A 24,604-nucleotide genomic window follows, 5' to 3' on the forward strand; every position below is an offset into this window, starting at 1 on the left:
CACTTCCGGCGTTGCGCTGACCCTGGGGGAAAGGCTCCGCCTTTCCCCCGGACCCCCTATCCGCCAGGACGCTGCGCGCCCTGGACCCGATGAGTTGGTCCTTGCTGCCGCCGGATCGCGCCGGAGAGCCTGGCTTTCCGGCGGAGTGGGGGTCCGCCGGGGGCCATGGCAACCCAACCGGGGGAAAATTCTGCCCCCTGCATCATTGTCGCGCCGTCAGGGAACTGGGTTCGGTGTCTCCGCCGGAACGGCTCGGAGTGGAGCCAGAAGCGCCTCCACGCGCCGCGTTTCCGGGAGCAGGTCGTGACGCTCCAGCGGGGTGCGTTGCCGCAGCGCCGGGCTGGCGGCAACCACGGCCTCCCAGGCCCGGCCGAAGCTGGGCTGCGCCAGGAGGGCTGCCAGGGCCGGACCTTCCAGCCCGAATCCGGCGGCCTCCGCCGCGACGGCGTCCAGAGGGGCCCGGAAAAGCCGGCGCGCCAGCGCCCGCAGCCGGTAGCGCCGGGCGGCATCGAGGGCCGGTTCCAGCCGCCCCTCGATCGGGGCATCGGTGGCGCCGATCAGGAAGCGCATCGTATCCGCCATGCCGCCCTGGGCGCGGCCATGGAGGCGGCAGGACACCTCCACCACCGCCTCCGGCGCATGGCGCAGGCGCGCGTCGATCCGCCGCAGCGCGTCGCAGAAGGCCCGGTCCTCTCCCAGGGCCTGCGAGGGCAGCCCGCCGGCACGGCGATAGGCATCCAGGGCCACGGCCATGCTGGCTCCCGATTCGCAGTCGTGCCGGGGCCAGGGATCGGCCGGGTCGGGGTCCAGCCGCGCCGCCAGCTCCACCAGCAGGGAATCATAACGCTCCTCCTCCGCGCTGCGCTGGCGCAGGGCAGCGGGAAGGGCGCGCTCATGCTCCTCAGGGTCCACGGTGATCAGGCCCAGCACCGCATCCGCCCCGGCCTCCAGCGCCAGGAGGTTGCGCGCCACCCAGTCCCGCGCCGGGCGGCCATCCGCATCCGTGGTCAGCAGCACGGCATCCGGCACGGCGTCCCGCTCCAGCCAGAAGGCGGCGGCCTCCATGGCGCGGCGCCGCGCCTCGCCGGCATGGGCCAGCTCGGGCGGCAGGCTTTCCTCCAACACCAGCAGCGGGAAAGGCAGGCGCCCCGCCATGTCCCGCGCCAGGGCGGCGGTGCCGTCCCGGCTGTTGTTGACCAGCAGGACCACGCCGAAGCGGCCCGGGGCCAGCGGGAGGCCGTCGGGCATGGCCTGCGCGGCCAGGGCGGCGAGGCAGACGGGCATCGCCTCGGCCTCGTCACGGGCGGGGATGGCAACCAGGGCGGGCGGGGGCGGACCGGGCGGAAGGCGAAGCTGCAGGCTCTCGCGGAAGACAGGCAAGGATCGGTCCCTGACAGTGGCGGGCGCTGAACGCCCGGATTTTCCGGGGCGTTTCATGACCGATGCGACAGGCGGCGGGAAGCGTCTTTCCGCTGTTTCCAAAGGGGGATGCGCGGTTCCGGCCTGCCCCCGCCAGGCGCCCCGGTCACGCTGCCTGACGCATCGCGATCATGGGCGCCGGTGATTGGCGCCGACCGGACAGGGGGTCTAACCTGTCCCGCAGCGCCGTTGTCCGGCCCTCATACCCGGCTTCTCCATGCCCCTGGCACGGGGCATGCTCCGGTCGCCTGCCCGATCGCGCGATCCCGGCCCATTCCCGCCGGCGGTCGCCCCGTCCTGGAGTGACACATGCCCGATACGATCGACACCGCCGCGCTGGACCGGCTCTTCCGCGCCGCCCGTTCGCAGAACAAGTGGCAGGATCGGCCCATCTCCGAGGCTCAGCTACGCGAGATCTACGACCTGCTGAAGCTTGGTCCGACCGCCGGCAACAGCTCCCCCGCCCGCTTCGTCTTCGTCACCTCCCCGGAGGGCAAGGAGAAGCTGCGCCCCGCCCTTTCGAGCGGCAACCTGGAAAAGACGATGAGCGCCCCGGTCGTGGCCATCGCCGCCTATGACCTGGACTTCACCGAGCAGTTGCCGAAGCTCTTCCCGCACATGGATGCCCGCCCCTGGTACGCGGACCCCGAGGTGCGGCAGGTCAACGCCTTCCGCAACGGCAGCCTCCAGGCCGCCTACCTGATCATGGCGGCACGCGCCGTCGGGCTGGATGCAGGGCCGATGAGTGGCTTCAACAACGCCCTGGTGGACGAGGCCTTCTTCGCCGGCACGCGGATCAAGTCCAACATGCTGGTGAACCTGGGCCATGGCGACCCCGCCGGGGTGCGCGACCGCCTGCCGCGCCTGAGCTTCGAGGAAGCCTGCCGCATCGCCTGACCCGGCGGATGGCGGCCTTATCCGAGGCCGCCACGATCCGTCCGCCGGTCTGCAGCGCTTCATGGCCTGCCGTCGCGCCATCCCGGAGGCAAGGCTTCGCCTTTCCCCCGGACCCCCTCATCCGCCAGGACCCTGCGGGTACTGGACCCATTTTCGTTGGCGCTCGCCGATGCCGGATCGCGCCGGAGAGCAATGGCTCTCCGGCAGCCGCCACAGGGAACCGTCAGAGGGATAAGGAGGCCGCCGGCCGAATCAGGCCGCCAGACGTCCCGCGGCCGGGTCGAGGCGGTAGCCGCCGCCTTCGGTCAGCAACAGGGAGGCATTCGCCGGGTCCTGCTCGATCTTCTGGCGAAGGCGGTAGATATGGGTTTCCAGCGTATGCGTGGTCACCGCCGCGTTGTAGCCCCAGACCTCGTTCAGCAGCACCTGCCGAGCCACCGGACGACCGCCGGCGCGGTAGAGGAACTTCAGGATCGAGCATTCCTTCTCGGTCAGCCGGATGCGGCGGTTCTTCACCGTGTCCTGCAGCACCTTGGCGGCCGGGCGGAAGGTATAGGGGCCGACCACGAAGACGGCGTCCTCGCTGTTGTCGAAGACCCGCAGCTGGGCCCGGAGGCGGGCCAGCAACTCGTTGATCCGAAAAGGTTTGGCGATGTAGTCGTTGGCGCCGGCATCCAGCCCGCGCACCACGTCGCTCTCCCCGTCGGCGCCGGTCAGCATGATGATCGGCACACGTACCCCATCACGCCGCAGCTTGGCGCAGAGGTCGCGGCCATTGCCATCGGGCAGGCCGATATCGAGCAGCACCGCGTCGTAACGCGCACTGGGCTCCAGCAGGGCATGCTCCGCCTGCTCGGCCGTCCCGGCCTCATGCACCGCGAACTCCCCATCAAGGGATAATTGTTCGCTCAGAGTGGCGCGAAGCGCCGGGTCATCATCCACGATCAGGACAGGCCGGGGGCCGGACATGCCATCCTCATTGTCGCAACTGTCAAGATTCCCAAGATGCTACAACCGCAGCGTTCCTGGATTGTGCCGACCGGGAACCGGCCATGCAAGACTTCGCCTCGCGATTTCGTGGCTATTGGAAGATTGGCAAGACTGCAAGGACCGCCATTTTGACAGCCCCGGGGCATTCTGTGTCCATTCCGCATCAGGCCCTCACGTTTTTCCCTTCCGAACGAACAAAGAGAAGCAACAGAACCATGGATCCCCTGGCCCGGCCCGCACCGGGACGCCCTGATGCCGCATTGGAAAGCGGCGCCGACAAGGTCCTGCATGTCCAGGCCCTGCGTGGCGTGCACCGTGCCCTGGGGGAACTCCGGCGCGGGACGCCGGTTCTGCTGCGTGGGCCGGACGGGAACGGGCTGCTGGTCGGGGCGGCCGAAACGCTCTCGGGCCGGGGGCTCGCGGATTTCGTTCCGGGCCCCATGCCGGGCGATGGGGAGCCGCCGGTCCTGTTGCTGGAGGCGACGCGTGCCGCCGCCATCCTGGACACCGATCCCGACACGGCGGCCGGGCCCGTTGCCCTGCGGGCCTCGCCCACCCTGCTGAACCCGGCGGCGCTCCGTCACCTCGCGGACCCGACGGCGGAGCGCCTGCTGCCGGTGGCACCCGAGCCGGTGCCTGTGCCCCCCCTGGCCCGGGCGGCCCTGGCACTGGCCAAGCTCGGGCGACTGCTGCCCGCCCTGGTCGCCGCGCCACGCCTGGCCCTGCCGGAAGGGCTGCTCGAAGTGCCGGCGGCCGATATCATCGCCTATCCGGAAACGGCGGCCACCACCCTGGCCGCCGTGGCCGAGGCCCGCGTGCCGCTGGAAGGTTCCGCCGAGACCCGGATCGTCGCCTTCCGCCCGGCGGATGGGGGGATCGAGCACCTCGCCATCCTGGTAGGCGAGCCCGAGGCCCTGGCGGCCCGCGGCGGGGCCCCGCTGGCACGGGTGCATTCGGAATGCTTCACCGGGGATCTGCTGGGCAGCCTGCGCTGCGACTGCGGCCCGCAACTGCGCGGCGCCATCGCCCGCATGGCAACGGAGGGCAGCGGCGTGCTGCTCTACCTGGCGCAGGAAGGGCGTGGAATCGGGCTGGTGAACAAGCTGCGCGCCTATGCGCTGCAGGATGGCGGGCTCGACACGCTCGATGCCAACCGGGCGCTCGGCTATGGCGCCGACGAACGGAACTTCCTGGTCGCGGCGGAGATGCTGCGGGCGTTGCACATCCCGCGCGTGCGGCTGCTGACCAACAACCCGGAAAAGATCGCCGGCCTCGCCGCCTGCGGCATCGAGGTGGTGGGCCGGGTGCGGCATGCCTTCGTGGCCAATGGCGTCAATGACGGCTATCTGGAAACCAAGGCGCTGCGCTTCGGCCACCTGCTGAAGTAGCCGTTCCGGCGTAACGAAGCATTGGCGCAACGACACATTCAGGGAATGCCCCCGACGTGATGGGCCTCGTCCTGCCGGATGGCCAGACCACCGGCCATCTGATCCTCGGCCGCGACCGCTGGCCCTGCGCCCTGGGCAAAGGCGGCATCCGCGCCGACAAGGCCGAGGGCGACGGCGCCACCCCCATCGCGACCCTGCCGCTGCGCCGGGTGCTGTACCGCGCCGACCGCCTGCACCCGCCGGCCTGCGCCGTGCCGGTGGAGCCGATCGCGCCGCGGGACGGCTGGTGCGACGATCCGGGGCATCCGGACTACAACCGCGCCGTCACCCTGCCGCACCCGGCGCGGCACGAGGAGCTCTGGCGGCCGGACGGGCTCTACGACATGGTCGGCGTGCTGGGCTGGAACGACGATCCGGTGGTGCGGGGGCGCGGCAGCGCCATCTTCCTGCATGTCGCCCGCCCGGACCTGGCGCCCACCGAAGGCTGCGTCGCCCTGGCCCTGCCGGACCTGCTCTTTGTGCTGTCGAAGGGCCTGACCGGGATCGAGGTCCGCCCCGGCTGAGCCCGGCCGCGCCACCCGGCGGCTGCCGCGCAGCATGGCACGCCCTTGGAACGAGCGTTTGCACCGGACCTGTTTCGGGGCCATTCAGGGAACCGGCGGCCGCCGCGGGCCCCGTCCCTTCAACGGCATGGCTTTTCCCCTTGGCTTTCCTGGCTGGCAACCGCCCATGGCCCGACGCCCCCGCGGGCTGAGCGAGTCCGACCGCCGCCTGTGGCGGGCCTGGGTCGCGATGCACCATGTCGCGGCGCTGCCCGGCCATGCGCCGCCGGCCGAACCCGCTCCGCCCCTCGCCCCGGCCGAGGCGCCCCCCGCCCCGCCACCGCTGCCCCCGGCCCGCCCCGCGAAGCCGGCGCGCCCGGCCATGCCGGAGCTGCAGGTGGGCCAGCCGGGCCCGGGGTTGGACGCGAAGCGCTGGAAGGAGCTGCGGAAAGGCCGCATCCGGCCCGAGCGGGTGCTGGACCTGCATGGGCGCCGGGTGCAGGACGCCCATGCCGCCGTGCTCTCCTTCATCCTGGCCGCCCATGCCGACGACCTGCGTTGCGTCGCCATCGTCACCGGCAAGGGTTCCGGCGAAGGCGGCGTGCTGCGACGGGAGCTGCCGCACTGGCTGAACCTGCCGCCGCTGCGAGCACTGCTGCTGGGCGTCGCCCATGCCCATGCCGCGAATACCGGGGCGGTGCATCTGCTGCTGCGGCGGCGGGAACGGGTGAAGGTGGCGCGGTAGCGCGTCGCGCTCCGTGGCTGGCTCCCGGGGGAGAGGCTCTGCCTCTCGCCCCGGACCCCCTCTCCGCCGGGGACCGAAGCCGGCCCCCGGACCCCGGGCCTGAGTTGGCGCCTGCGGTGGACGTTGTTCTGCGGCCTGATCCCTGGGAGCAGGCGGCAACGCGGGGCTCCTGAAAAGAAGATAAGGCACCCTGTCCGCGCTGGTGGCACCGGCAGTCCGCCGGAGAGCGATGCTCTCCGCCGCGATCCGGCATCAGCGGGCGCCAACGAACGGGAGGTCCAGGACCCTCAGGGTCCTGGCGGATAGGGGGTCCGGGGGAAAGGCAGCGCCTTTCCCCCGGGATGCGGGACGCCACGCGAACCCGCGGCCCGAACGAGAAGCGCCCGCCGCATTGCTGCGGCGGGCGCCTGTCCTCCAACAGAGCGGGGGAAATGCGCCGTCAGCGGTTCACCAGCTTGGCCGGCACCATCAGCACGATGGCCGCGCCGAGCACCAGGAAGCCTGCCAGCACATACATGCCCATGGCCGAGGACTGGGTCATGTCGCGCAGCGTGCCGATCAGGTAGGGGCTGGCGAAGCCCGCCAGGTTGGCCACCGAGTTGATGAAGGCGATGCCCGAGGCCGCCGCCGCGCCGGACAGGAAGGCGGTGGGCAGCGACCAGAAGAGCGGCGCGCAGGCCAGCACGCCCGCCGCGGCCATCGAGAGGAAGACGATGGCGATGGCGGTGCTGGAGGCGGTCGCCGCGACGACGAAGCCCACCGCGCCCAGCAGCGCCGGGATCACCAGGTGCCAGCGGCGCTCGCGCCGTGCGTCGGCGCTGCGGCTGAAGAACACCATGGCGACGATGGCGCAGATGAAGGGAATGGCGCTGAGCAGGCCGATGTTGAAGTCACCCGACACGCCGGAAGCCTTCACCAGCGTGGGCATCCAGAAGGTCAGCCCGTACTGGCCCATGACGAAGCTGAAGTAGATCAGGCACATCACCCAGACGCGAGGGTCGCGCAGCACGACGAAGACGGACTGGTGCTCGTCCTTGCCGCTGCTGTCGGCGGCGATGTTGCGCGCGAGGATGTCCTTCTCGTCCTGGGCCAGCCACTTCGCGCTCTTCACGCCATTGTCCAGATAGGCGAGCAGGACGAGACCCAGCACGACGGCGGGCACGGCCTCGATCAGGAACATCCACTGCCAGCCGCTCCAGCCTCGGATACCGTCGAAGCTCTGCATGATCCAGCCGGAAAGCGGATTGCCGAAGATGCCGGCCGCCGGGCTGCCCGCCTGGAAGATGGCGAACATCTTGCCGCGGCGGTTCGAGGGGAACCAGTAGGTAAGATAGAGGATGACACCCGGGTAGAAGCCGGCCTCCGCCACGCCAAGCAGGAAACGCAGCACGTAGAACTGCCAGGCGTTCTCCACGAACATGAAGAGCGCGGAGAGGATGCCCCAGGTGATCATGATGCGCGCCATCCAGACGCGGGCGCCCACCCTGTGCAGGATGATGTTGCTCGGCACCTCGAAGAAGAAATAGCCGAGAAAGAAGATGCCGGCGCCCAGGCCGAAGACCGTCTCGCTGAAGCCCAGCTCCTGCGACATCTGCAGCTTGGCGAAGCCGACGTTCACGCGGTCCAGATAGGCCACGACGTAGCAGAGCATCAGCAGGGGCATGATGCGGAAGGCGACCTTGCGGTACAGGCCGTCCTCCGTCGCCGCCGGAGCAAGGCTCGCGGCGCCGGCATGTGCGCTCATAATGTTCCTCCAGATCGGTCGCGCCGGCGTCAGCGGGGCGCGGCGGACCGTGTTGTCAGTTGAAGGTCCGGAGAAGGTCCTCGACCTGCTCCGCGGTCAGTTCCCTGGCTTCACGGCCTTGCAGCAGCAGCGCCAGCTTGGCCGCTTCCTCCAGCTCCTCCGCGGCATAGACCGCGTCGGTCAGTGTCTTGCCGGACACCACTGGCCCGTGATTGGCGAGCAGCACCGCGCGGGCCTCGCGGGCGGCTTCGTGGATGTCCCGCTCCATCGCCGCGTCGCCGGGGCGGTAGTAGCGGATCACCGGCAGCGTCCGGCCCACGCGCATGACGAAATAGGGCGTCAGCGGCGGGATCGGCGCCGTGTCCTCCGGCCCGGCCAGGCAGCCGATGGCGGTGGCGTAGGTGGAGTGCAGGTGCACCACCGCTCCCGCCTCCGGCCGCGCGGTCAGCACGGCGCGGTGCATGAAGACCTCCTTGGAGGGCTTGTCGCCGCCCACATGCCGCCAGTCCGGGTCGAGCCTGCTGATGCGCTCCGCCTTCAGCCGGCCGAGGCAGGAGTTGGTCGGCGTCATCAGGTAGCCGTCCGGCAGGCGCACGCTGATGTTGCCGGCGCTGCCGACGGAATAGCCGCGTGCGAAGAGACTCGCGCCGAGTTCGACGAGAAGTTCACGCAGTTCGGACTCGGTCATGTTCGCATGTCCCTGCAGCAGAGGTCGGAGGTCAGCGGACGAATTCGTCCTTGTACTGTTGCACCACGGCGTCGAAATCGCCGTCGCGGGTGAAGCCGAGGGCGAGCGGGCGGCTCACCTCGAAATCGCCGGGCCAGGAGCACACGATGTCGATCACGCGCTGCTCCGGCTCCTCGGTCACCAGGGCGCGCGGGGCGGGGCCGCCGACGCGCTCCAGGCTTTCCAGCATCTGGCCCACGGTGACGCAGATGCCGGGCAGGTTCAGCACCCGCCAGCCGCCGATGCGCTCGCCCGGCACGGCCAGGGCATGGACGAGATTGCTCACCACCACATCCGGGGAGGAGAGCCACATCCGCGTTTCCAGCGGCACCGGGCAGTTGGAGGCGATGCCGGCCAGGGGCTCGCGGATGATGCCGCTGGCAAAGGAGGAGGCGGCGGAGTTCGGCTTGCCCGGGCGCACCACGATGGTCGGCAGGCGGCAGACGCGGCCGTCGACGAAGCCCTTGCGGGAATAGTCGTTGACCAGGATTTCGCCGATCGCCTTCTGCGCGCCGTAGGAGGACGCCGGCATGGTCGCCATGACCTCCGGCACCACCGCCGGCATCTCGCCGCCGAAGACGGCGAGCGAGCTGGCGAAGACGAAGCGGGGCGCCTTGCCGGTGGCGCGGGCGGCCTCCAGCAGGGCGCGCGTGCCATCCACGTTCACCCGCATGCTCAGGTCGAAATCCTGCTCCGACTGGCCGCTCAGCACCGCCGCGAGGTGGTAGATGCCCGCCGTTTCCGCCGTGACCAGCCCGCGCACGAAACCCGGGTCGGCGATGTCGCCGGTGACGGAGGAGACGCGCGCATCGTCCACCGGGCAGGGGGCGAGATCGACCGAGACGATGCGGTCGAAGGCAGGCAGGCCTTCCTTCTTCCCGGCGCCGGCCAGGAGGGCGCGGATCACGCGGCTGCCGAGGAAGCCGGCGCCGCCGGTGACGATGATCTGCATGGGCATGCTCCTATCCCTCCGTCCCCGGCACGGCGATGTGCAGGGCGAGGCCCCGGTGGATGATCGCGTCGCGCACATCCTCGGGCAGGTTGGAATCGGTGACGATGGCGGACAGCGCCTCAAGTGGCAGGGCGTTGAAGGTGCCGATGCGCCCATACTTGCTGCTGTCTGTCACCAGGATGCTACGGGAGGCGCTCTGCGCCACCGCCCGCTTGACCGCCACCTTGTTCTCCGACGGCGTGGAGACGCCGCGCAGGCCGAAGGAGGAGGTCGAGATGAAGGCGAGGTCGAAGTTGAAGCGGCGGATGGCCTCCGCGGCGGGGTCGCCGACGCAGGACTGGTTCTCGCGCTCCACCTGCCCGCCGGTGTGGTAGAGGCGGCAATCCGCCTCCCGCATCAGGAAGGCGGCGATGACGAAGTCGTTGGTCACCACGGCGATGTCGCTGCGCCCGGCAAGGCCCCTGGCGATCTCCAGCGTCGTGGTGCCGGCATCGAGGTAGAGGATGCCGCCGCGCGGGACGAAGTCCAGCGCCATGCGGCCGATCGCCACCTTCGCCGCATGGGCCATCACCGCCTTGCTGACATGCGAGGGCTCGAAGGAGATGCGCTCCGGCAGGCGGATGCCGCCCGCCACCGACATCACCTGTCCTTCCCGCTCCAGCTGCTGGATGTCGCGCCGCACGGTCATGTGCGAGACGTCCAGCAGCTCGGTCAGCTCGCTGATGCTCAGCACCCCGCGTTCGGCGAGGCGGGCGAGGATCAGCTTCTGACGCTCGGCGGGGATCATGCCGGCCTCAGCGCGCCCTGGAGGCGGGCGTCTTGTAGGGGGCGAACCAGCCCAGCCCGGCCGTGGTCTCGCCGCGCGGGTTGTACTCGCAGCCCACCCAGCCCTTGTAGCCGAAGCGGTCGAGCACGGCAAAGAGGTGCGGGTAGTTCAGCTCGCCCTCGTCCGGCTCGTGCCGATCCGGCACCGAGGCGATCTGCACATGGGCGAACTTGCCGTCCATCTTCCCGATCAGCTTTGTCAGGTCGCCGTCCATGATCTGCGCGTGGTAGAGGTCGAGCTGCACGGAGACGTTCGGCCGCCCGACGCGCTCCACCAGCGCCACCGCCTCCAGCTGGTGCGCGATGAAGTAGCCGGGCATGTTGCGGCTGTTGATCGGCTCGACCAGCAGGGTGATCCCTTCGGGCGCCAGCATGTCGGCGGCGTAGCGGAAGTTCTCGACGAAGGCGTTCTCGCAGGCCGCGCGGTCCATGCCCGCGGTGATGCCGGACATGCCGTGCAGCGTCCGGCAGCCCAGCGCCTTGGCATAGCGCAGCGCGATGGCGACGTTGTCGCGGAACTCCTGCTCGCGGCCCGGGATGGCGGCCATGCCGCGCTCGCCATTCGCCCAGTCGCCCGGCGGCATGTTGAACAGCGCCTGGGTCAGCCCGGCGGCCTTCAGCTTCTCCGCCACCGCTTCCGGCGGGTGCTCGTAGGGGAAAAGGAACTCCACCGCCTGGAACCCCGCCTCCGCGGCCGCGGCGAAGCGGTCGAGGAAGGGAAGCTCGGTGAACATCATCGAGAGATTGGCAGCAAAACGCGGCATGTCGTCCGTCTCCTCACCCTGACCCTCAGGCCGCCAGGTCCTGCGCTTCGAAGAAGAAGCGCTCGCCTCCGAAATTCCCCGACTTCAGCGCCAGGGAGAGCGGCTTCCCCACCGCCTTCACCCAGGGCACGCCCGGAGCGATCTGCGGCCCGATATGGAAGCCGCCGATGCCCAGCGACTGGGTGACGATGCCGGAGGTCTCGCCGCCCGCGACGATGAACTGGTCGAAGCCCGCTGCCTCCAGCCTGCGCGCCAGGGCGCCGAAGACGCGCTCCACCGCCTCGCTCGCCTCGGCGGCACCGAAGCGGGCCTGGATCTCCTTCAGCTTCGCCGGCTCGGTGGTGGCATAGACCAGCGGCGCCCATTCGCCCGCCGGCTGCGCCAGCACCCAGTCCGCCAGCTCCCGCGCATAGGCCTCGGCATCGCCCAGGCTGCGCTCCACCTCGACGAACAGGGCGGGCGCGGCGGCGCGATAGGCGGCCACCTGGGCATTGGTCATCTGCGAGCAGGAGCCGGACAGCACGATGGCGCGCCCCTTCGCAGGGCGGCCTTCGGCGGCGGCGCTGGCGGCATCGGCTTCGGTCTTCCAGGCCCGCGCCATGCCGTCGGCGAGGCCCGAGCCGCCGGTGACCAGCTTCATCTCCGCCACGGCCTGGCCCATCACCACCAGATGCGCGTCGCTCAGCGCGTCCAGCACGGCATAGCGGAAGCCCTTGGCCTTCAGTGCCGCCAGCGCCGCGCGCACGGCATCGGCACCCTGGTCCATGACCGTACTCGGCACGTTGCCGGTCTTCCCGCGCGACTGCGCGTCCATCAGCCGCATCAGGTTGCTGTCGGTCATCGGCGTGACCGGATGGTGCCGCATGCCGGATTCCTCCAGCGGCACGCCGTTCACGAAGAGATAGCCGTTGTAGATGGTGCGCCCGTTCACCGGCAGGACCGGGCAGATCACCGTGAAGTCCTCGCCCAGCGTGTCGAGCAGCGCATCCGTCACCGGGCCGATATTGCCCTTCGGCGTGCTGTCGAAGGTGGAGCAGTACTTGAAGAAGAACTGCGGGCAGTCGCGCGCCTGTAGCCAGCGCAGCGCGGCGAGGCTCTGCGACACCGCCTCCTCCACCGGGCAGGAGCGGGTCTTCAGGCTGACGACCACGGCATCGGCCTCGACCGCCAGATCCTCCGGCGGCACGCCGTTGAGCTGCACGGTGCGCAGCCCGTTGGCGACCAGGAAGCCGGCGATGTCGGTGGCGCCGGTGAAGTCGTCCGCGATGACTCCCAGGCGCATCGGAAGGGGGCGCATCACCTGGTCTTCCCTTCCACGCCCGGCAGCTCGATGCCGGCGAAGGTCTTGATCACCGCCGCATCGTCCTCGCGCCCATGGCCGGCGTTGCTGGCATTGGCGAACATCGTGTAGGCGGTGCTGGCCAGCGGCAGCGGGAAGCCCAGCGACAGCGCCGTCTCCGTCACCAGCCGCAGGTCCTTCACGAAGATGTCCACCGCCGAATGTGGCGTGTAGTCGCCATCGACCACATGCTTCATCCGGTTCTCGAACATCCAGCTGTTGCCGGCGGCATTGGTCACCACCTCGTACATCGTGCCGAGCGGGATGCCGGCCTTCGCGGCCAGCGCCATCGCCTCGGCCCCCGCCGCGATATGCACCCCGGCGAGGAGCTGGTGGATGATCTTCACCGTGGCGCCCAGGCCGATCTCGTCGCCGATCTCATAGACCTTGCCCGCCACCGCATCGAGCACGGGGCGCAGCCGGTCGAAGGCCTGCTTCGGCCCGGAAGCCATCACCGTCATCTGCCCCGCCGCCGCCTTGGCGGCCCCGCCCGAGACCGGCGCGTCCAGCATCAGCAGGCCCATCGCCTCCAGCTCCGCGGCCAGGGCGCGGGAATCGGCGGCGGAGATGGTGGCGGAGACCATGACGCCGGTGCCGGGGCGCAGCTTCCGCGCCAGCCCGTTCTCGCCCAGTAGCACGGCGCGGCACTGCGCGGCGTTCACCACCAGCAACAGCACGGCATCCAGTTCCCCGGCGAAGGCAGAGGCATCCGGCCCCGCCGCCACGGCGCCAGCCTCGGTCAGCGCCTGACAGGCCGCCGGGTTCAGGTCCGCGCCATAGGTCGCCAGCCCGGCCGCGAGGCAGGAGCGCGCCGCGCCCATGCCCATGGAGCCGAGGCCGACCACACAGGCCCGGTACCGGTTGTCGCTGCTCATCGGTCCTCCGATGTGAATTTCTGTTCGCCCGCTTGCGCGTGGCGGCGGTTATAAACCGGCTGCCGGCGCTGTTAAGCGAGAAAAGCACAAAATTTCACATCCAGAGACTAGTTTTTTCACGCCCTGGCGGGCGACGGACAGCCGTCGTCTGCGGCGCGAGTGCCGGGGCCTCCCGGCCGTTCCCGTCCCCGCCACGGGAACGCCACGCGTGGGGCCACAAATGGAAACCGGGAGGAGGCACATGGCCTCCTCCCGGCGGAAACGGTGCCGCGTGGTTCAGGCGGCTTCGTAGACGACGGTCTCCTTGCCGGAATCGCCCACCACCAGGAAGACGGTGGCGTCGCTGAAGTCGTCGTTGCGGAAGTAGTGCGGCCGCCCGGCGGGGGTCTTCACCACGTCGAGCGGGCCGAGCTTCGCTTCCACGACCTTGCCGTCATCGCCGACCCAGCCGACGGTGACGCAGCCTTCGAGCACGAGGTAGGCGTCCTCGACATCGCGCACATAGGGCTTCACGCCGACGCCGCGGGGGATGCCCAGCATCTCCTTGCGCGCGGTGGTGGACTGCACGCCACCCTCGCCGACATAGACCTTGCGGAAGAAGCCTGCCTTCTCCGCGATCACCGGCTGCTGGGTGAAGCGGATGACGTGGTGCGCCATGAGCTGCTGCAACGGGTGCGCGCCCTCGGTGGACAGCATCTCCGTCTGGCCCGGCTTGGCGCCGAAGGCACGGGCGAGCGCGGCGTCGGTGTCCTTGGGGTGATAGACATAGCGCGGGGGCTGCGGCTTGCCGACATCGACGCTGATGCTCATCAGCACGGGCTTCACGCCCTCGTTGCGGAAGCCGTGCGGCACGTCGCGGGCGTTCAGGATCATGTCCTTGGGACCGAGCTTGACCTCGACCACCTGCCCGTCCTGCTCCCAGCCCACGGTCAGCACGCCGTCGATGATGAGGAAGCTCTCCTCGATCTCATGCGCGTGGCAGGCCGCGTACTTGCCCGGCTCCTTGTGGATCAGGCTCAGCGTGAAGTTGTCGGCCTTCATGGTGGAGGTGTCGCCGACCTTGGGCGAGCCGCCGGCGCCGATATAGCGCATCTGCGCGCGGGAGAGTTCCGGAAAGCCGCGGTTCGAGGGGAAGGCGTCCCAGTCGAAGGCCTTCTGCGCGTGCCGGCCGATGTGGCGCTGCAGGTCCGCTTCCAGCGGGACCGTGGCGGGCGGGGCGATGACGTTCATCCGGAACTCCTTTCTTGCAGGTGCGGCCGTGCCGTCCGGAAACTCCTGTAGCCGCGTTCCTGTTTGCCTGCTATACGCTGTTTTATGGGTAAACACATTTTGGATGCGGAGGTGCCCCCGGCGGCGGCAGGCGGGGAGGCGGATGACCGCTACCTCGTCCCCGGCCTCGTGCGCGGGTTGCAGGCGCTGCAGGCCTTCACGCCCGAACGCCGCCGCATGACGCTGGTGGAAATCGGCGCGGCGCTGGGCATCACCCGCTCCGCCGCCTACCGGCTGGTCTATACGCTGGACCAGCTAGGCTTCCTGGTGCACGACCCGCAGACGCGCACCTATGCGCTGGGTCCGGCCGTGCTGCGCCTGGGCTATGGCTATATCGCTTCCCGCGACCTGCCCGAGGTCGCCGCGCCGCATCTGGAGGCGCTGCGCGACCGCACCCAATGGTCCGCCCATCTGGGGGTGCTGGAGGGGCGCGACGTCGTCTACCTGATGCGGATGCCGACGCGGCGCGCCGTGTCCTCGGTGGTGCAGGTCGGCTCGCGCCTGCCCGCGCATGCCACCGGCATGGGGCGCGTGCTGCTGGCGGGGCTGGAGGATGCGGCGATCGAGGCGCTGTACCGTGACACCCGGCTGGAATCCTACAGCGGCCGCACCCCGGCCACCCTGCCCGCGCTGCTGAAACAGGCCCGGCTGGACCGCGCCTCCGGCACCGTCACCAATGTCGCGGGCTACGAGGCCGGGGTGACGAGCATCGCGGCCCCCATCCGCGATGTCTCGGGCCGCGCGGTGGCGGCGATCAACATCTCCACCGTCGCGCTGCTGGTGACGGAGGCCGAGCTGCGCGGCCCTCTGGCGCAGGAGGTCACGGCCAGCGCCGCCGCCATTTCCCGGGCCCTGGGCCACGCGCCGGCGGAAGCCGAGCCCCGGCCCCGCAAGGCGGGCGGCTGAGGCCGCCACGCCATCCCCGACAGGCCCTGGCCGGGAATCCCCCGGGCCAGGGCCAGGAAAGCCGGAAGCAGCCCCCCCGCTTCCGGTCCGGTAGAAGAAACCCCGCAACAAGCGGGCCGGAACGCCGGTCACACGTCCCAGCAACGATCCTGAACGGGAGTTCCCCATGTTCCAACCCGCCCCGGGCCGCCGCGCCCTGCTTGGCGCCACGGCCGCCCTCGCCGCCGCGGGGCTGCGCCCGGCCCGCGCCGCTTCCTGGCCCTCGCGCCAGGTGACCATCGTCGCCCCCTTCACCCCCGGCGGCCCGGTGGACGTGCTGGCGCGCGTCGTGGCGCAGGGGCTGCAGGCCGGCAGCGGCCAGAATACGGTGGTGGACAACCGCGTGGGCGCCCAGGGCAATATCGGCATCGACGCGGTACGCCGTGCGGCGCCGGACGGCCACACGCTGCTTCTGGTGCCGGCGGGCAACCTGACCATCAACCCCACGCTGATGCGCGACCTGCCCTTCGACGTGGAGCGGGATTTCCTGCCGCTGAACCTGCTGGCCACGGCGCCCAACGTCATCGTCTGCGACCCGCGCCTGCCGGTGCGCGACATCCAGGGGCTGCTCGCCTTCGCGAAGACGCAGAAGGATGGCGTGACCTATGCCAGCCCTGGCTTCGGCAGCCAGCTTCACCTGGCGGGCGAGCTGCTGGCGCAGCGGACCGGCATCCCCATGCTGCACGTGCCCTACAAGGGTTCCAGCCAGGCGGCGACGGATGTGATGTCGGGGCAGGTGCAGCTCCTCTTCACCAACCTGCCGGCCGTGCTGGAGGCGGTGCGCGATGGCCAGCTCCGCGCCCTGGCCCTTACCACGGCGCAGCGCACCCCGGTGATGCCGGACATCCCGACGCTGGGCGAGCTGGGCGTGGAGGGCTTCGACATCACCTCCTGGTACGGGCTGCTGGCGCCGCGCGCCGTGCCGCCCGCCCTGGCGGAGGAGATCCACACCACGGTCGCGCGCATCCTGCACGAGCCGCGCACGAGCACCGCCCTTGCCGCCCAGGGCCTCACCCTCTCCGACGAATCCATGGTGGATTTCGCAGCCCGCATCCGGGCGGAAACCGCTGTCTGGGCGAAGGTGATCCGCGAACGGAAGATCGAGCCACAGCTCTGAGGCCGGTTGCGCTTCGCCGCCTGGCATCGCGCCGTCCCGGGGGGACGAGGCTCCGCCTTTTTCCCCCGGCCTCCATCCGCCAGGACGCTTCACAGGACCATCGCAAAGTCCTCGTCATCCAGACCAAATAAGTCCAGATTAAACACACATGCAGAAGACGGATGGGACGGCATCATTTTCTTGCTACCGGTGGGTTTTTCAAGCCGGATATTATGGTGACGGGTTCAGGCGGCGGCGCGATGGGTCTATCCTTCCCGTCCAGGACACCGGCATTTCCCGATGTCCTCCACGGACGGGAGATCGCCCCGCATGTCCGACGACACACGGACCCCCGGAACCCTGCACCTGCAATTCGATGGCCATGCCATCGAGGCAGTCCCCGGAACCTCGCTGCTGCAGGCCTGGACGGCCGCCGGGCTGACGCTGACGGAGAATGTCGGCTGCATGGGCCAGGGAGTCTGCGGGGCCTGCCGCGTGCTGGTGCGCCGACCGGGCCAGCGCCTGGCCAGTACGGCGCTGGCCTGCGAGATGCTGGCCGAGGAAGGGATGCAGGTCTCCTTCATCGACCATTTCCCGGCCCGCCGCCCGCACGCCTATGACCTGCACGCGCTGACCGACAGCTGGACCGCGATCGACCAGATCGACGCCGTCTTCCCCGAGGCCAAGCACTGCCGCCACTGCAACGGCTGCGACCGCGCCTGTCCCAAGGGGATCGAGGTGCAGCGCATGGTCAACCTCGCCGCCGTGGGGCAGGCCAATGCGGCGGCCGAGCTCTTCGACCACTGCGTGCTCTGCAACCTCTGCGTCGCCGCCTGCCCGGAGCATATAGACCCGGCGCATCTGGGCCAGTTCGTGCGGCGGATGAACGCCTCGCTGACGCTGCGCCCCTCCGACCTGATCATGCGGCTGCACGAGATAGAGGACGGCCGCCAGCCGATCGACTTCGGCGCGCCAGGTGCCAATCCGCCGCCGAAGGGAGCCGCGCCATGAGCGCCGCCGGGATCCCCCATGCCCAGGCGCTGGACGCCTGGCGCGCCGCCTCCCCCGCCCCGCCCCGGACGCTGGACCTGCCGGTGCCGGAGCTGCTGGCCGGCTACCATCCGGACCGTCAGCCCGGCGCCATGGTGACGCTGCGGGTCGGCACCAGCGCCGGCCAGGAATGCCCGGCCATCCTGGCGGACCTGCTGCAGGCGGATTCGCTGCTGGAGGATGTGGACATCGCCGGCGCTCCGATGCTGGACGCGGACGTGCTGGTGATCGGCGGCGGCGGCGCGGGCTGCGTCGCGGCGCTGACCGCCGCGCGCGCCGGGGCCCGCGTGCTGCTCGCCACCAAGCTGCGCATCGGCGACAGCAACACGGTGATGGCGGAGGGCGGCATCCAGGCCGCGGTCGGCGCCGAGGACAGCCTGCAGCGGCATTTCGAGGACACGCTGCGCGCCGGGCACTTCGCCGCCGACAAGGCGCTGGTGGCGGCGCTGGTGTCGGGCGGGCCACAGGCGATCCGCTGGCTGATCCAGGAGGGGATGAGCTTCGACCTCACCGAGGGCAGCCAGCGCATGGGCGGCACGCTGCTGCGCAAGAAGCCCGGCGGCGCCACCGCCGCCCGGCTGCTCTCCTATCGCGACTTCACCGGGCTGGAACTGATGCGGGCGCTGCGCGAGGCGACCCTGCTGCAGCCGGGGATCACCATCCTCGACCGTCATCCGGCGCTGGAGCTGCTGAGCGACGACCGCGGCCGCTGCGCCGGGGCGGTGCTGCACGACTTCGCGCATGGCCGCCCGGTGCTGGCCCGGGCCGGGGCGGTGGTGCTGGCCACCGGCGGCTCGGGGCGGCTGCACCTCGCGGGCTTTCCCACCTCCAACCACTATGGCGCCACGGCGGACGGTCTGGTGCTGGCCTATCGCCTCGGCGCCCCGCTGCGGGAGGTGAACAGCTTCCAGTACCACCCGACCGGCATCGCCTGGCCGCCGCACATGGAGGGCTCCCTGGTCAGCGAGGCGGCGCGTTCCTCCGGCGCCTTCCTGGTGAACGGCAAGGGCGAGCGCTTCGTGGACGAGTTGCAGCCGCGCGACGTGGTGGCCTCCGCCATCCTGCGCGAGATCGCCGAGGGGCGAGGCGTGGAACGCGACGGCAAGGTTGGGATCTTCCTCGACACGCCGACGCTGGAGAAGGGCAGGCCCGGCATCCTGGAGAAGAGCCTCGTCACCCTGCGCCACCTCGCCCATCGCGGCGGCTTCGATCCGGCCGAGGAGCCCTTCCTGATCCGCCCGACGCTGCACTACCAGAACGGCGGCGTGGAGATCGATCCGGCAGGTCGCACCGCCGTCCCCGGCCTGCTCTGCGCGGGCGAGGTGACGGGCGGGCTGCATGGGCGCAACCGCATGATGGGCAATGCCCTGCTGGAGCTCGTGGTCTTCGGCCGCCATGCCGGCGCCGGGGCCGCCGCCGAGGCGCGGGCGGAACGGCCGCGCAACGTGGGGCTGACGCATCTCGCCGACTGGCGACGTGCCCTGGTGGCGCAGGGCCTGCCGCTCAGCCGCAAGGCTCCGATGATCTTTCCGCCCTACGGCCACTTCGATGCCGTCACCGACCGGGGGATGGCCGCATGACCGCCGTGCTCACCGCCGAGGCGATCCGGGTCGGCCCGGACCTCGCCGCCTGGCTCAAGGTTGGCGGCGGCGAGGGACTGGAACGCGCCCTCGACGATCCCGCCGGCATCATCCCCGCCCTGGAGGCCGCCGGGCTGCGCGGCCTGGGCGGCGCCGGCTTCCCGACGCACCGCAAATGGGCCGCCGTGGCGGCGCAGCCCCCCTTCCCCGAGGGCGGCGGCAAGTGGATCATCTGCAACGGCAACGAGGACGAGCCGGGTACCTTCAAGGACCGCTTCCTGCTCTCCCGCACGCCGCATCAGGTGATTGAGGGCGCGCTGATCGGCGCCCTGGCGGTGAAGGCGAACATGATCGCCCTCTACGTCAATCCGCGCGAGACGGCCTCCGTGAAGGCCCTGCGCGCCGCCGCCGATGCCTGGCGCGCGCATCCGCTGCTGGCCCGTGTCTCGGAATCTGTCGGCACCCCGGTGCAGATGCGCGTCAGCGAGAGCGCCGGTCTCTATGTGGGCGGCGAGGAGACCGCGGCGGTGGCCAGCGTCATGGGCGGCTTCCCCTTCCCGTCGCTGAAGCCGCCCTTCCCCGCGGAAAAGGGCGTGAACGGCGCGCCGACGCTGCTGAACAACGTCGAGACCTTCGCCCATGTCCCGCATATCCTCCAGCACGGCGCGGCATGGTACCGGGCGCTGGGCCTCGGGGAGGCGGCGGGCACCAAGCTCTACTCGCTGTCCGGCGACGTGCTGCGGCCGGGCCTGCACGAGCTGCCGATGGGCACTTCGCTGCGCGAGCTGGTCTTCCGCTGCGGCGGCGGCATGCTGGCGGGCAAGGCGTTCAAGGCGGTCTTCACCGGTGGCCCCTCCAACACGCTGCTGACAGACCGGGACCTCGACGTCGCGCTGGACTTCGACAGCCTGCGCGCCCGCGGCTCGCGCCTCGGCACCGGCGCCATGATCGTGGTGGGCGAAGGCACCAGCATCCTGCGCAAGACAGCGGAGTACGTCGCCTTCTTCGCGGCGAGCTCCTGCGGCCAGTGCCCCTCCTGCAAGATCGGCACGCACCAGGTCTCGCGCATCCTCGAACGCATCGAGGCCGGGGCCGGCCGCCCCACCGACCTCGCGGCGCTGGAGAACCTGACGCGCCTCCTGCCCGGCTCCGGCCGCTGCGGACTGGTGGACGGCGCCGCCACGGTACTGGCCAGCTCCCTCGCCACCTTCCGGAGCGAATACGAACGGGCAGTCGGCCTGCACTGAACCCTGTCCCGGCGGGTCCGCTGCGCTTCGTGGCGGGCCGCCGGGGGAAACCACGGGGAGGGGTGCCGGAAAGGAGACGGCCCGGATCCCGGAATCGCGTGGAAAGTTTGGTTGCCGAACGGGTGCCGCGCGATCCCCGCAACCTTTGCCTTTCGCACGAAAGGCGGAAACCCGTCTTTTGCCGGCCGGGTGGAAGCCCGTTGGAAAGCGGAAAATTATCCTGAAACCCCGGCTTTCCGGAATTTCGGATAAAGGATATTGCGCCCGGCGCGGAATTCCACATCTATGGGGGCGATTTATTCCCCTTTCTCGTTTTGAACCGAAGACAAATGGCCAACAAATCCCCGATCAACCTCGACAATCTCTCGGTTCAGGAACTCACCGCCCTGATTGCCAGCGCCGAGGAAAAGCGCCGGGAGAAACTGGCGGAGGCGAAGCGTGACCTCCTGGCCGAAATGGAGGAGAAGGCGGCAGCCCTGGGTCTATCGCTCGAAGGTCTTGTCCAGGCCGAGGCACCGGCCCGGGGCGGCCGCAAGGTCCGCCGTGCCACCGCCGGCGCGGCGGCTGCCAAGTATCGCGGCCCCAATGGCGAGGAATGGTCCGGCCGCGGCCGCCCACCCGCCTGGATCGTGATGGCGGAGTCCGAGGGCAAGAACCGGGAAGGCTTCCGGATCTGAGCCGGCCACGGGACCGGGGGTAAATTCCCCAACCCTCCGGTCGCGTTCCGCGGGCCGGCATCGCCGGCCCGGACGAGGCCGCATCAGCCGTGGTGGTTGTAGCGGCGGTAGACGATCTGCGTCGGCGGGCCGACCAGGTACTTCCCGACACCTTCCCGCAGGGCCCGCGCATAGACGGGCAGTGCGCCCTCGAAAGCCTCGATCGTGCGGTCGATGGCGTCGTCGTCATGGGCATAGCTGATCACCAGCGAAGGGCCGATGACGCCACGCCGGATCAGCTCCTGCATCAGCAGGGCGCGGAAATGCTGGGAGGCATGGCCCTCCGCGTCGCGCGTGCCGAAGACGAGGTTGCTGCCCCGCCCCTCGATCGGCACATGCTCCGCCAGCCCCAGCGCCGCCGTCCGCTCGCGCAGCGCGGCCGCCAGGCGGTCGCCCTGGCGCTGCATGGTCTCCACCACCGGTTCCTCGCGGTACACCCGCATCGTGGCTATGGCGGCGGCCAGGGCATGGGTTTCCCCGCCATGGGTGGTGGACAGCAGGAAGACCCGCTCCCCCTGGTGTTGCAGACCGCCCAGCTCCATGTAGCGGCGCTTTCCGGCCAGGGCGGAAATGGCGAAGCCATTGGCCAGCGCCTTGCCGAAAGTGCTGAGATCCGGGTCCAGCCCGTAATATTCCTGGCCGCCGCCATTCGCGAGGCGGAAGCCGTTGATCATCTCGTCCAGGATGAAAAGCGCGCCGTTCTCCTGGCACAGCGCCTGGACCGCGGGCAGATAGCCCGGCGGCGCATCGGCGTATTTGCAGCTTTCCATCAGGACGCCCGCGATCCGTCCGGGATGCGCGGCGAAGAGCGCGCGCAGGGCCTCGATATCGCCATAGGGAAAGCGCAGGCTCAGGCTGACATTCTCCGGCGGAATGCCCGCATCCATCGCCGTGGTGCCGATAAACCAGTCGTCATAGGAAAAGAAGGGGTGGTCGGCGCAGAAGGCGATCATGTCGCGCTTCGTGGCGGCCCGTGCGATCTTCACCGCGGCGGAAACGGCGGTGCTGCCGTCCTTGGTGAACTTCACCATCTCCGCGGCGGGCACCATGGACAGGAAGGCCTCGGCGCATTCCACTTCCAGCCGGTGCGGGCGGCAGAAATTGGTGCCGAGGGACAGGGCCTCCCGCACCGCTGCCAGCACGGCGGGGTGCCCGTGCCCCAGCCCCACGGAGCGCAGCCCCGGGCTGTATTCGATGTACTCGTTGCCGTCCGCGTCCCAGACATGGCAACCCTCGCCACGCTCGATGAAGCCGGGGGCCAGTTCGGGGAACTGGTCGTCGCCCTTGGCATAGGTGTGGGCCCCGCCGGGGATCACCGCATGGGCCCTGGCCTGCAAACGCCTGGATTCGGGATAGGGCATTCGTCCGCTGAGCTCCGCCGATCGGTTTGGGATTGCCAGCCGCGCCCGCTATCGTGAAACGCCCCAGCCATGGCGTCTCCCATCGGCCGGACGCCGTCGCTGGCCTTTGTTGCAACGCCACGTTCCGTCTCATTTCTTAGTGGCGGCGTTGTTTGACAGTAAGAAGTATATTGTGAATTGTGGGATAGGGTTTTCACGTTAGGGTTGTTCATGGACGATTTTTGGACAACCATCGACAGCGCCGACGACCTGCGTCTCGGTGAGGTCATGCCCGCCTGGTTCGCCGGGCGTATGATGGCGGATGACTGGCTGTTCGGCCTGCTGCTGACCACGGGCCACACCATGATCATCCGCAATATCGACGCCATCCATGTGTCGCGTACCGGGCATGTCCTGCTCGACGTGAACATGGCCACGGCGTCGGATGCGCCGCGGCTTTCCGGGCCGCTCCTCACCTCCCCGACGGAACGCGGCCGCGCGACCGTTGCCTTGGCGCAGGTGGCCGTGGCCTTCGAGCTCAAGGACGTGCCGGAGGACTGAGCGCCGGGTCCCGCCGGTCGTCTTCCGCGACACCCCTTGGAGCTACCCCCCTCCGCCCGGGAATGGTAGCCGGGGAGGGTCAGCAGGAAGGGGGTGACCATGGGTCGTCGTCAGATGAAGGGCGCCAACCGCCGGACCACGAAGCCCCGGGCGAAGTCCGTGGAAGGTCCGGTCCTGGAGCAGGAACGGCCCGGCCACCCGGCCGAGGCGGAGATCGCGCGGCTGCGGCAGGAATTGCGGGAGGCCCGCGCCACCCTGGAGCGGCTGGCGCTGACGCATGAACCCGAGGCCGCCCGGGCCGCCCTGTCCCGGCGCCTCGCGGAGCTGGAGGAGGCCCGGCAGGTCGCGCGCGGCCATGCCGTGGAAGCCGCCCTGGCGCGTTCCCGGGCCGAGGCCGACCTGCAGGCGCTGCGCAACGCCCTCTCCCGCGCACCGGGCCTGTCGGGCTGGCTCCTGCGCCGCGCCCAGCGGCGGCTGGAGGAAAAGACGCCGCACCAGGGGTGATGCGGGCGGAGCCTGCCCCGGGGACGGCCACGAAGCGCAGTGCCGAAGCCCAGGCGGCCCCGCCCCGCGTGGGCTTCTACTGCTGCGGCCCCTTTCCGGGCATGGGCGGCGTGGCCGGGGCATGGCGGCTGCCGGCAGGCCGGCCACGCCGGCGATGGATCGGGATCACCTCGGCCGAACGTGGCAGGAAGTGCTCGGCGACGCGCCGGGGATCGGCCTCTCCGGCCCGCAGTTCCAGGCAGCGGCCCAGGATGTCGCGCAGGGCGCCGTTCTCCGCCGCCGCCAGCGTCTCCAGCCAGTCGGTCAGGAAGGCGTTCACCTCGGAGGACATGCCCCGGCTGCAACAGGCGGCCACGTCCTCCAGCTCGCGCGCCTCCAGCCCTTCCCGGAGGCGCCGCAGCGGCGCGATGACGCCGTGGCGGAGCAGCGCACCGAAGACACCGCCCCGATTCGCCAGCCGCTCCTCCTCCAGCGCCTTCAGCAGCGCCGATGCGGCCTGCGTATCCTCCGATTCGAGCCAGGCGCTCGCCGCCGTCAGGGCGACCTGCCAGTCCGGATCCAGCCGCAGGAAGGGGCCCCAGGTGCTGCCCGGCAGGGGGTAGCGCCCGGCATAGGCCCGCAGGGCCCGCACCGCCTCGCGCCGGCTCCACAGCGGAAGCCCGTTGGCGAGGCCGAAGGCATAGAGCTCCTCCAGGGAGGTCCGTGCGGCCCGGTCGTCATGCAGCCCGGCTCGCAGGGCCTCCCCCAGCAGCATGTCCTCGTAACCCCGCCAGGATCGCAGGCGGCGGTCCAGCGAGGGTTCCTCCAGGAGCCGGGCGAAGCTCTCGGGTTCGGTCAGGAACAGGGGCTGCCAGGTGATATGGGGTCGTGGCATGGAATTTTTCCCCTGCGTCCGGTGCGGGCCTCGAAAGCCTGCCCGGCACTGTGCCGGCATCTGGTTGAGAAAAGGTTAACGACACACCCCGGCGCTAAGAATCCGGCAACCATTCCGCATCCGGGCTTTCCGGCCCTCGCCGCATCCGCTGGCGCCCGCGCCGCGCCTTCCCCGGCATCGCATCGCCGGGCTGCGGAACGGGGCCCGCAGGGTGA

Annotated in this window: 24 protein-coding genes; 12 read left to right on the forward strand and 12 right to left on the reverse strand. The window is 70.3% G+C overall.

The features are described 5' to 3' along the window. Positions 1-216: 216 nt before the first annotated feature. Positions 217-1,380: a glycosyltransferase gene (locus BT98_RS24610; protein WP_019460974.1), complete on the reverse strand. Its 1,164-nt coding sequence runs from the start codon at positions 1,378-1,380 to the stop codon at positions 217-219. Positions 1,381-1,728: 348 nt separating this feature from the next. Between BT98_RS24610 and BT98_RS0115175 the strand changes: the two genes are divergently transcribed. Further along, positions 1,729-2,316: a malonic semialdehyde reductase gene (locus BT98_RS0115175; RefSeq protein WP_019460975.1), complete on the forward strand. Its 588-nt coding sequence runs from the start codon at positions 1,729-1,731 to the stop codon at positions 2,314-2,316. Positions 2,317-2,568: 252 nt separating this feature from the next. On the opposite strand, the gene BT98_RS0115180 is transcribed toward BT98_RS0115175, so the two are convergent. Continuing rightward, entirely contained in the window at positions 2,569-3,285 is a 717-nt protein-coding gene (locus tag BT98_RS0115180) for a response regulator transcription factor (protein ID WP_019460976.1), read from the reverse strand. A gap of 236 nt (positions 3,286-3,521) precedes the next feature. Here BT98_RS0115180 and ribA point away from each other — a divergent pair, with 236 nt between their 5' ends. The 3 genes from ribA (at position 3,522) to BT98_RS0115195 (ending at position 5,981) form a co-directional block, all read left to right on the forward strand. Beyond that, the gene (gene ribA / locus BT98_RS0115185; RefSeq protein ID WP_079253487.1) at positions 3,522-4,694 is read left to right on the forward strand and encodes a GTP cyclohydrolase II; all 1,173 of its coding nucleotides are present in this window, start codon (positions 3,522-3,524) and stop codon (positions 4,692-4,694) included. Between the two features lie 59 nt (positions 4,695-4,753). Then, complete coding sequence (locus tag BT98_RS0115190; RefSeq protein WP_019460978.1) at positions 4,754-5,257, forward strand: L,D-transpeptidase family protein; 504 nt, start codon at positions 4,754-4,756, stop codon at positions 5,255-5,257. A 166-nt stretch (positions 5,258-5,423) separates the two neighbouring features. Next, positions 5,424-5,981 carry a Smr/MutS family protein gene (locus BT98_RS0115195; RefSeq protein ID WP_019460979.1) on the forward strand — a complete coding sequence of 186 codons (558 nt, stop codon included), beginning with the start codon at positions 5,424-5,426 and terminating at the stop codon, positions 5,979-5,981. A 439-nt stretch (positions 5,982-6,420) separates the two neighbouring features. Here BT98_RS0115195 and BT98_RS0115200 read toward each other — a convergent pair whose 3' ends face one another. The 8 genes from BT98_RS0115200 to BT98_RS0115235 form a co-directional block, all read right to left on the reverse strand. After that, positions 6,421-7,725 carry an MFS transporter gene (locus BT98_RS0115200; protein ID WP_019460980.1) on the reverse strand — a complete coding sequence of 435 codons (1,305 nt, stop codon included), beginning with the start codon at positions 7,723-7,725 and terminating at the stop codon, positions 6,421-6,423. Positions 7,726-7,780: 55 nt separating this feature from the next. Further along, positions 7,781-8,413: a 3-oxo-tetronate 4-phosphate decarboxylase gene (gene otnC / locus BT98_RS0115205; RefSeq protein ID WP_019460981.1), complete on the reverse strand. Its 633-nt coding sequence runs from the start codon at positions 8,411-8,413 to the stop codon at positions 7,781-7,783. Between the two features lie 31 nt (positions 8,414-8,444). Further along, positions 8,445-9,410 (reverse strand): D-erythronate dehydrogenase, encoded by a 966-nt coding sequence (denD, locus tag BT98_RS0115210; RefSeq protein WP_019460982.1) that lies wholly within the window; start codon positions 9,408-9,410, stop codon positions 8,445-8,447. Positions 9,411-9,414: 4 nt separating this feature from the next. Next, positions 9,415-10,191, reverse strand: coding sequence for a DeoR/GlpR family DNA-binding transcription regulator (locus BT98_RS0115215; RefSeq protein WP_019460983.1), 777 nt, complete (start codon positions 10,189-10,191; stop codon positions 9,415-9,417). 7 nt (positions 10,192-10,198) lie between these two features. Continuing rightward, a complete protein-coding gene (otnI, locus tag BT98_RS0115220) occupies positions 10,199-10,993 on the reverse strand; it encodes a 2-oxo-tetronate isomerase (protein WP_027297264.1) in 795 nt (264 codons plus the stop codon). A 25-nt stretch (positions 10,994-11,018) separates the two neighbouring features. Beyond that, positions 11,019-12,290 (reverse strand): 3-oxo-tetronate kinase, encoded by a 1,272-nt coding sequence (otnK, locus tag BT98_RS0115225; RefSeq protein WP_019460985.1) that lies wholly within the window; start codon positions 12,288-12,290, stop codon positions 11,019-11,021. Beyond that, positions 12,290-13,207, reverse strand: coding sequence for an L-threonate dehydrogenase (ltnD, locus tag BT98_RS0115230; protein ID WP_019460986.1), 918 nt, complete (start codon positions 13,205-13,207; stop codon positions 12,290-12,292). The genes otnK and ltnD overlap by 1 nt, the downstream gene beginning before the upstream one ends. A gap of 276 nt (positions 13,208-13,483) precedes the next feature. Continuing rightward, the gene (locus tag BT98_RS0115235) at positions 13,484-14,437 is read right to left on the reverse strand and encodes a cupin domain-containing protein (protein WP_019460987.1); all 954 of its coding nucleotides are present in this window, start codon (positions 14,435-14,437) and stop codon (positions 13,484-13,486) included. A 111-nt stretch (positions 14,438-14,548) separates the two neighbouring features. Between BT98_RS0115235 and BT98_RS0115240 the strand changes: the two genes are divergently transcribed. From BT98_RS0115240 to BT98_RS0115265, 6 genes are all read left to right on the forward strand, one after another. Further along, on the forward strand, positions 14,549-15,382 hold the full coding sequence (locus BT98_RS0115240) for an IclR family transcriptional regulator (protein ID WP_026033158.1): 834 nt from the start codon (positions 14,549-14,551) through the stop codon (positions 15,380-15,382). Between the two features lie 166 nt (positions 15,383-15,548). Further along, positions 15,549-16,538, forward strand: coding sequence for a Bug family tripartite tricarboxylate transporter substrate binding protein (locus BT98_RS0115245; RefSeq protein WP_019460989.1), 990 nt, complete (start codon positions 15,549-15,551; stop codon positions 16,536-16,538). A 309-nt stretch (positions 16,539-16,847) separates the two neighbouring features. After that, complete coding sequence (locus tag BT98_RS0115250) at positions 16,848-17,528, forward strand: 4Fe-4S dicluster domain-containing protein (RefSeq protein WP_019460990.1); 681 nt, start codon at positions 16,848-16,850, stop codon at positions 17,526-17,528. Next, positions 17,525-19,147, forward strand: coding sequence for an FAD-dependent oxidoreductase (locus BT98_RS0115255; protein ID WP_019460991.1), 1,623 nt, complete (start codon positions 17,525-17,527; stop codon positions 19,145-19,147). The genes BT98_RS0115250 and BT98_RS0115255 overlap by 4 nt, the downstream gene beginning before the upstream one ends. After that, positions 19,144-20,394, forward strand: a complete 1,251-nt coding sequence (locus BT98_RS0115260) for a complex I 51 kDa subunit family protein (RefSeq protein ID WP_019460992.1) — start codon at positions 19,144-19,146, stop codon at positions 20,392-20,394. Before BT98_RS0115255 ends, BT98_RS0115260 begins: the two co-directional genes overlap by 4 nt. A gap of 329 nt (positions 20,395-20,723) precedes the next feature. Further along, positions 20,724-21,071 (forward strand): H-NS histone family protein, encoded by a 348-nt coding sequence (locus BT98_RS0115265; protein WP_019460993.1) that lies wholly within the window; start codon positions 20,724-20,726, stop codon positions 21,069-21,071. 83 nt (positions 21,072-21,154) lie between these two features. On the opposite strand, the gene BT98_RS0115270 is transcribed toward BT98_RS0115265, so the two are convergent. Beyond that, positions 21,155-22,471 (reverse strand): glutamate-1-semialdehyde 2,1-aminomutase, encoded by a 1,317-nt coding sequence (locus tag BT98_RS0115270; RefSeq protein ID WP_019460994.1) that lies wholly within the window; start codon positions 22,469-22,471, stop codon positions 21,155-21,157. Between the two features lie 210 nt (positions 22,472-22,681). Here BT98_RS0115270 and BT98_RS0115275 point away from each other — a divergent pair, with 210 nt between their 5' ends. After that, entirely contained in the window at positions 22,682-23,011 is a 330-nt protein-coding gene (locus BT98_RS0115275) for a hypothetical protein (RefSeq protein ID WP_126281909.1), read from the forward strand. Positions 23,012-23,110: 99 nt separating this feature from the next. Then, positions 23,111-23,515 carry a hypothetical protein gene (locus BT98_RS0115280; RefSeq protein WP_139341754.1) on the forward strand — a complete coding sequence of 135 codons (405 nt, stop codon included), beginning with the start codon at positions 23,111-23,113 and terminating at the stop codon, positions 23,513-23,515. Between the two features lie 76 nt (positions 23,516-23,591). Here BT98_RS0115280 and BT98_RS0115285 read toward each other — a convergent pair whose 3' ends face one another. Continuing rightward, positions 23,592-24,389, reverse strand: a complete 798-nt coding sequence (locus BT98_RS0115285; RefSeq protein ID WP_019460997.1) for a hypothetical protein — start codon at positions 24,387-24,389, stop codon at positions 23,592-23,594. Between the last annotated feature and the right edge of the window lie 215 nt (positions 24,390-24,604).

Source organism: Roseomonas mucosa ATCC BAA-692, from assembly GCF_000622225.1.
Lineage (GTDB): Bacteria > Pseudomonadota > Alphaproteobacteria > Acetobacterales > Acetobacteraceae > Roseomonas > Roseomonas mucosa.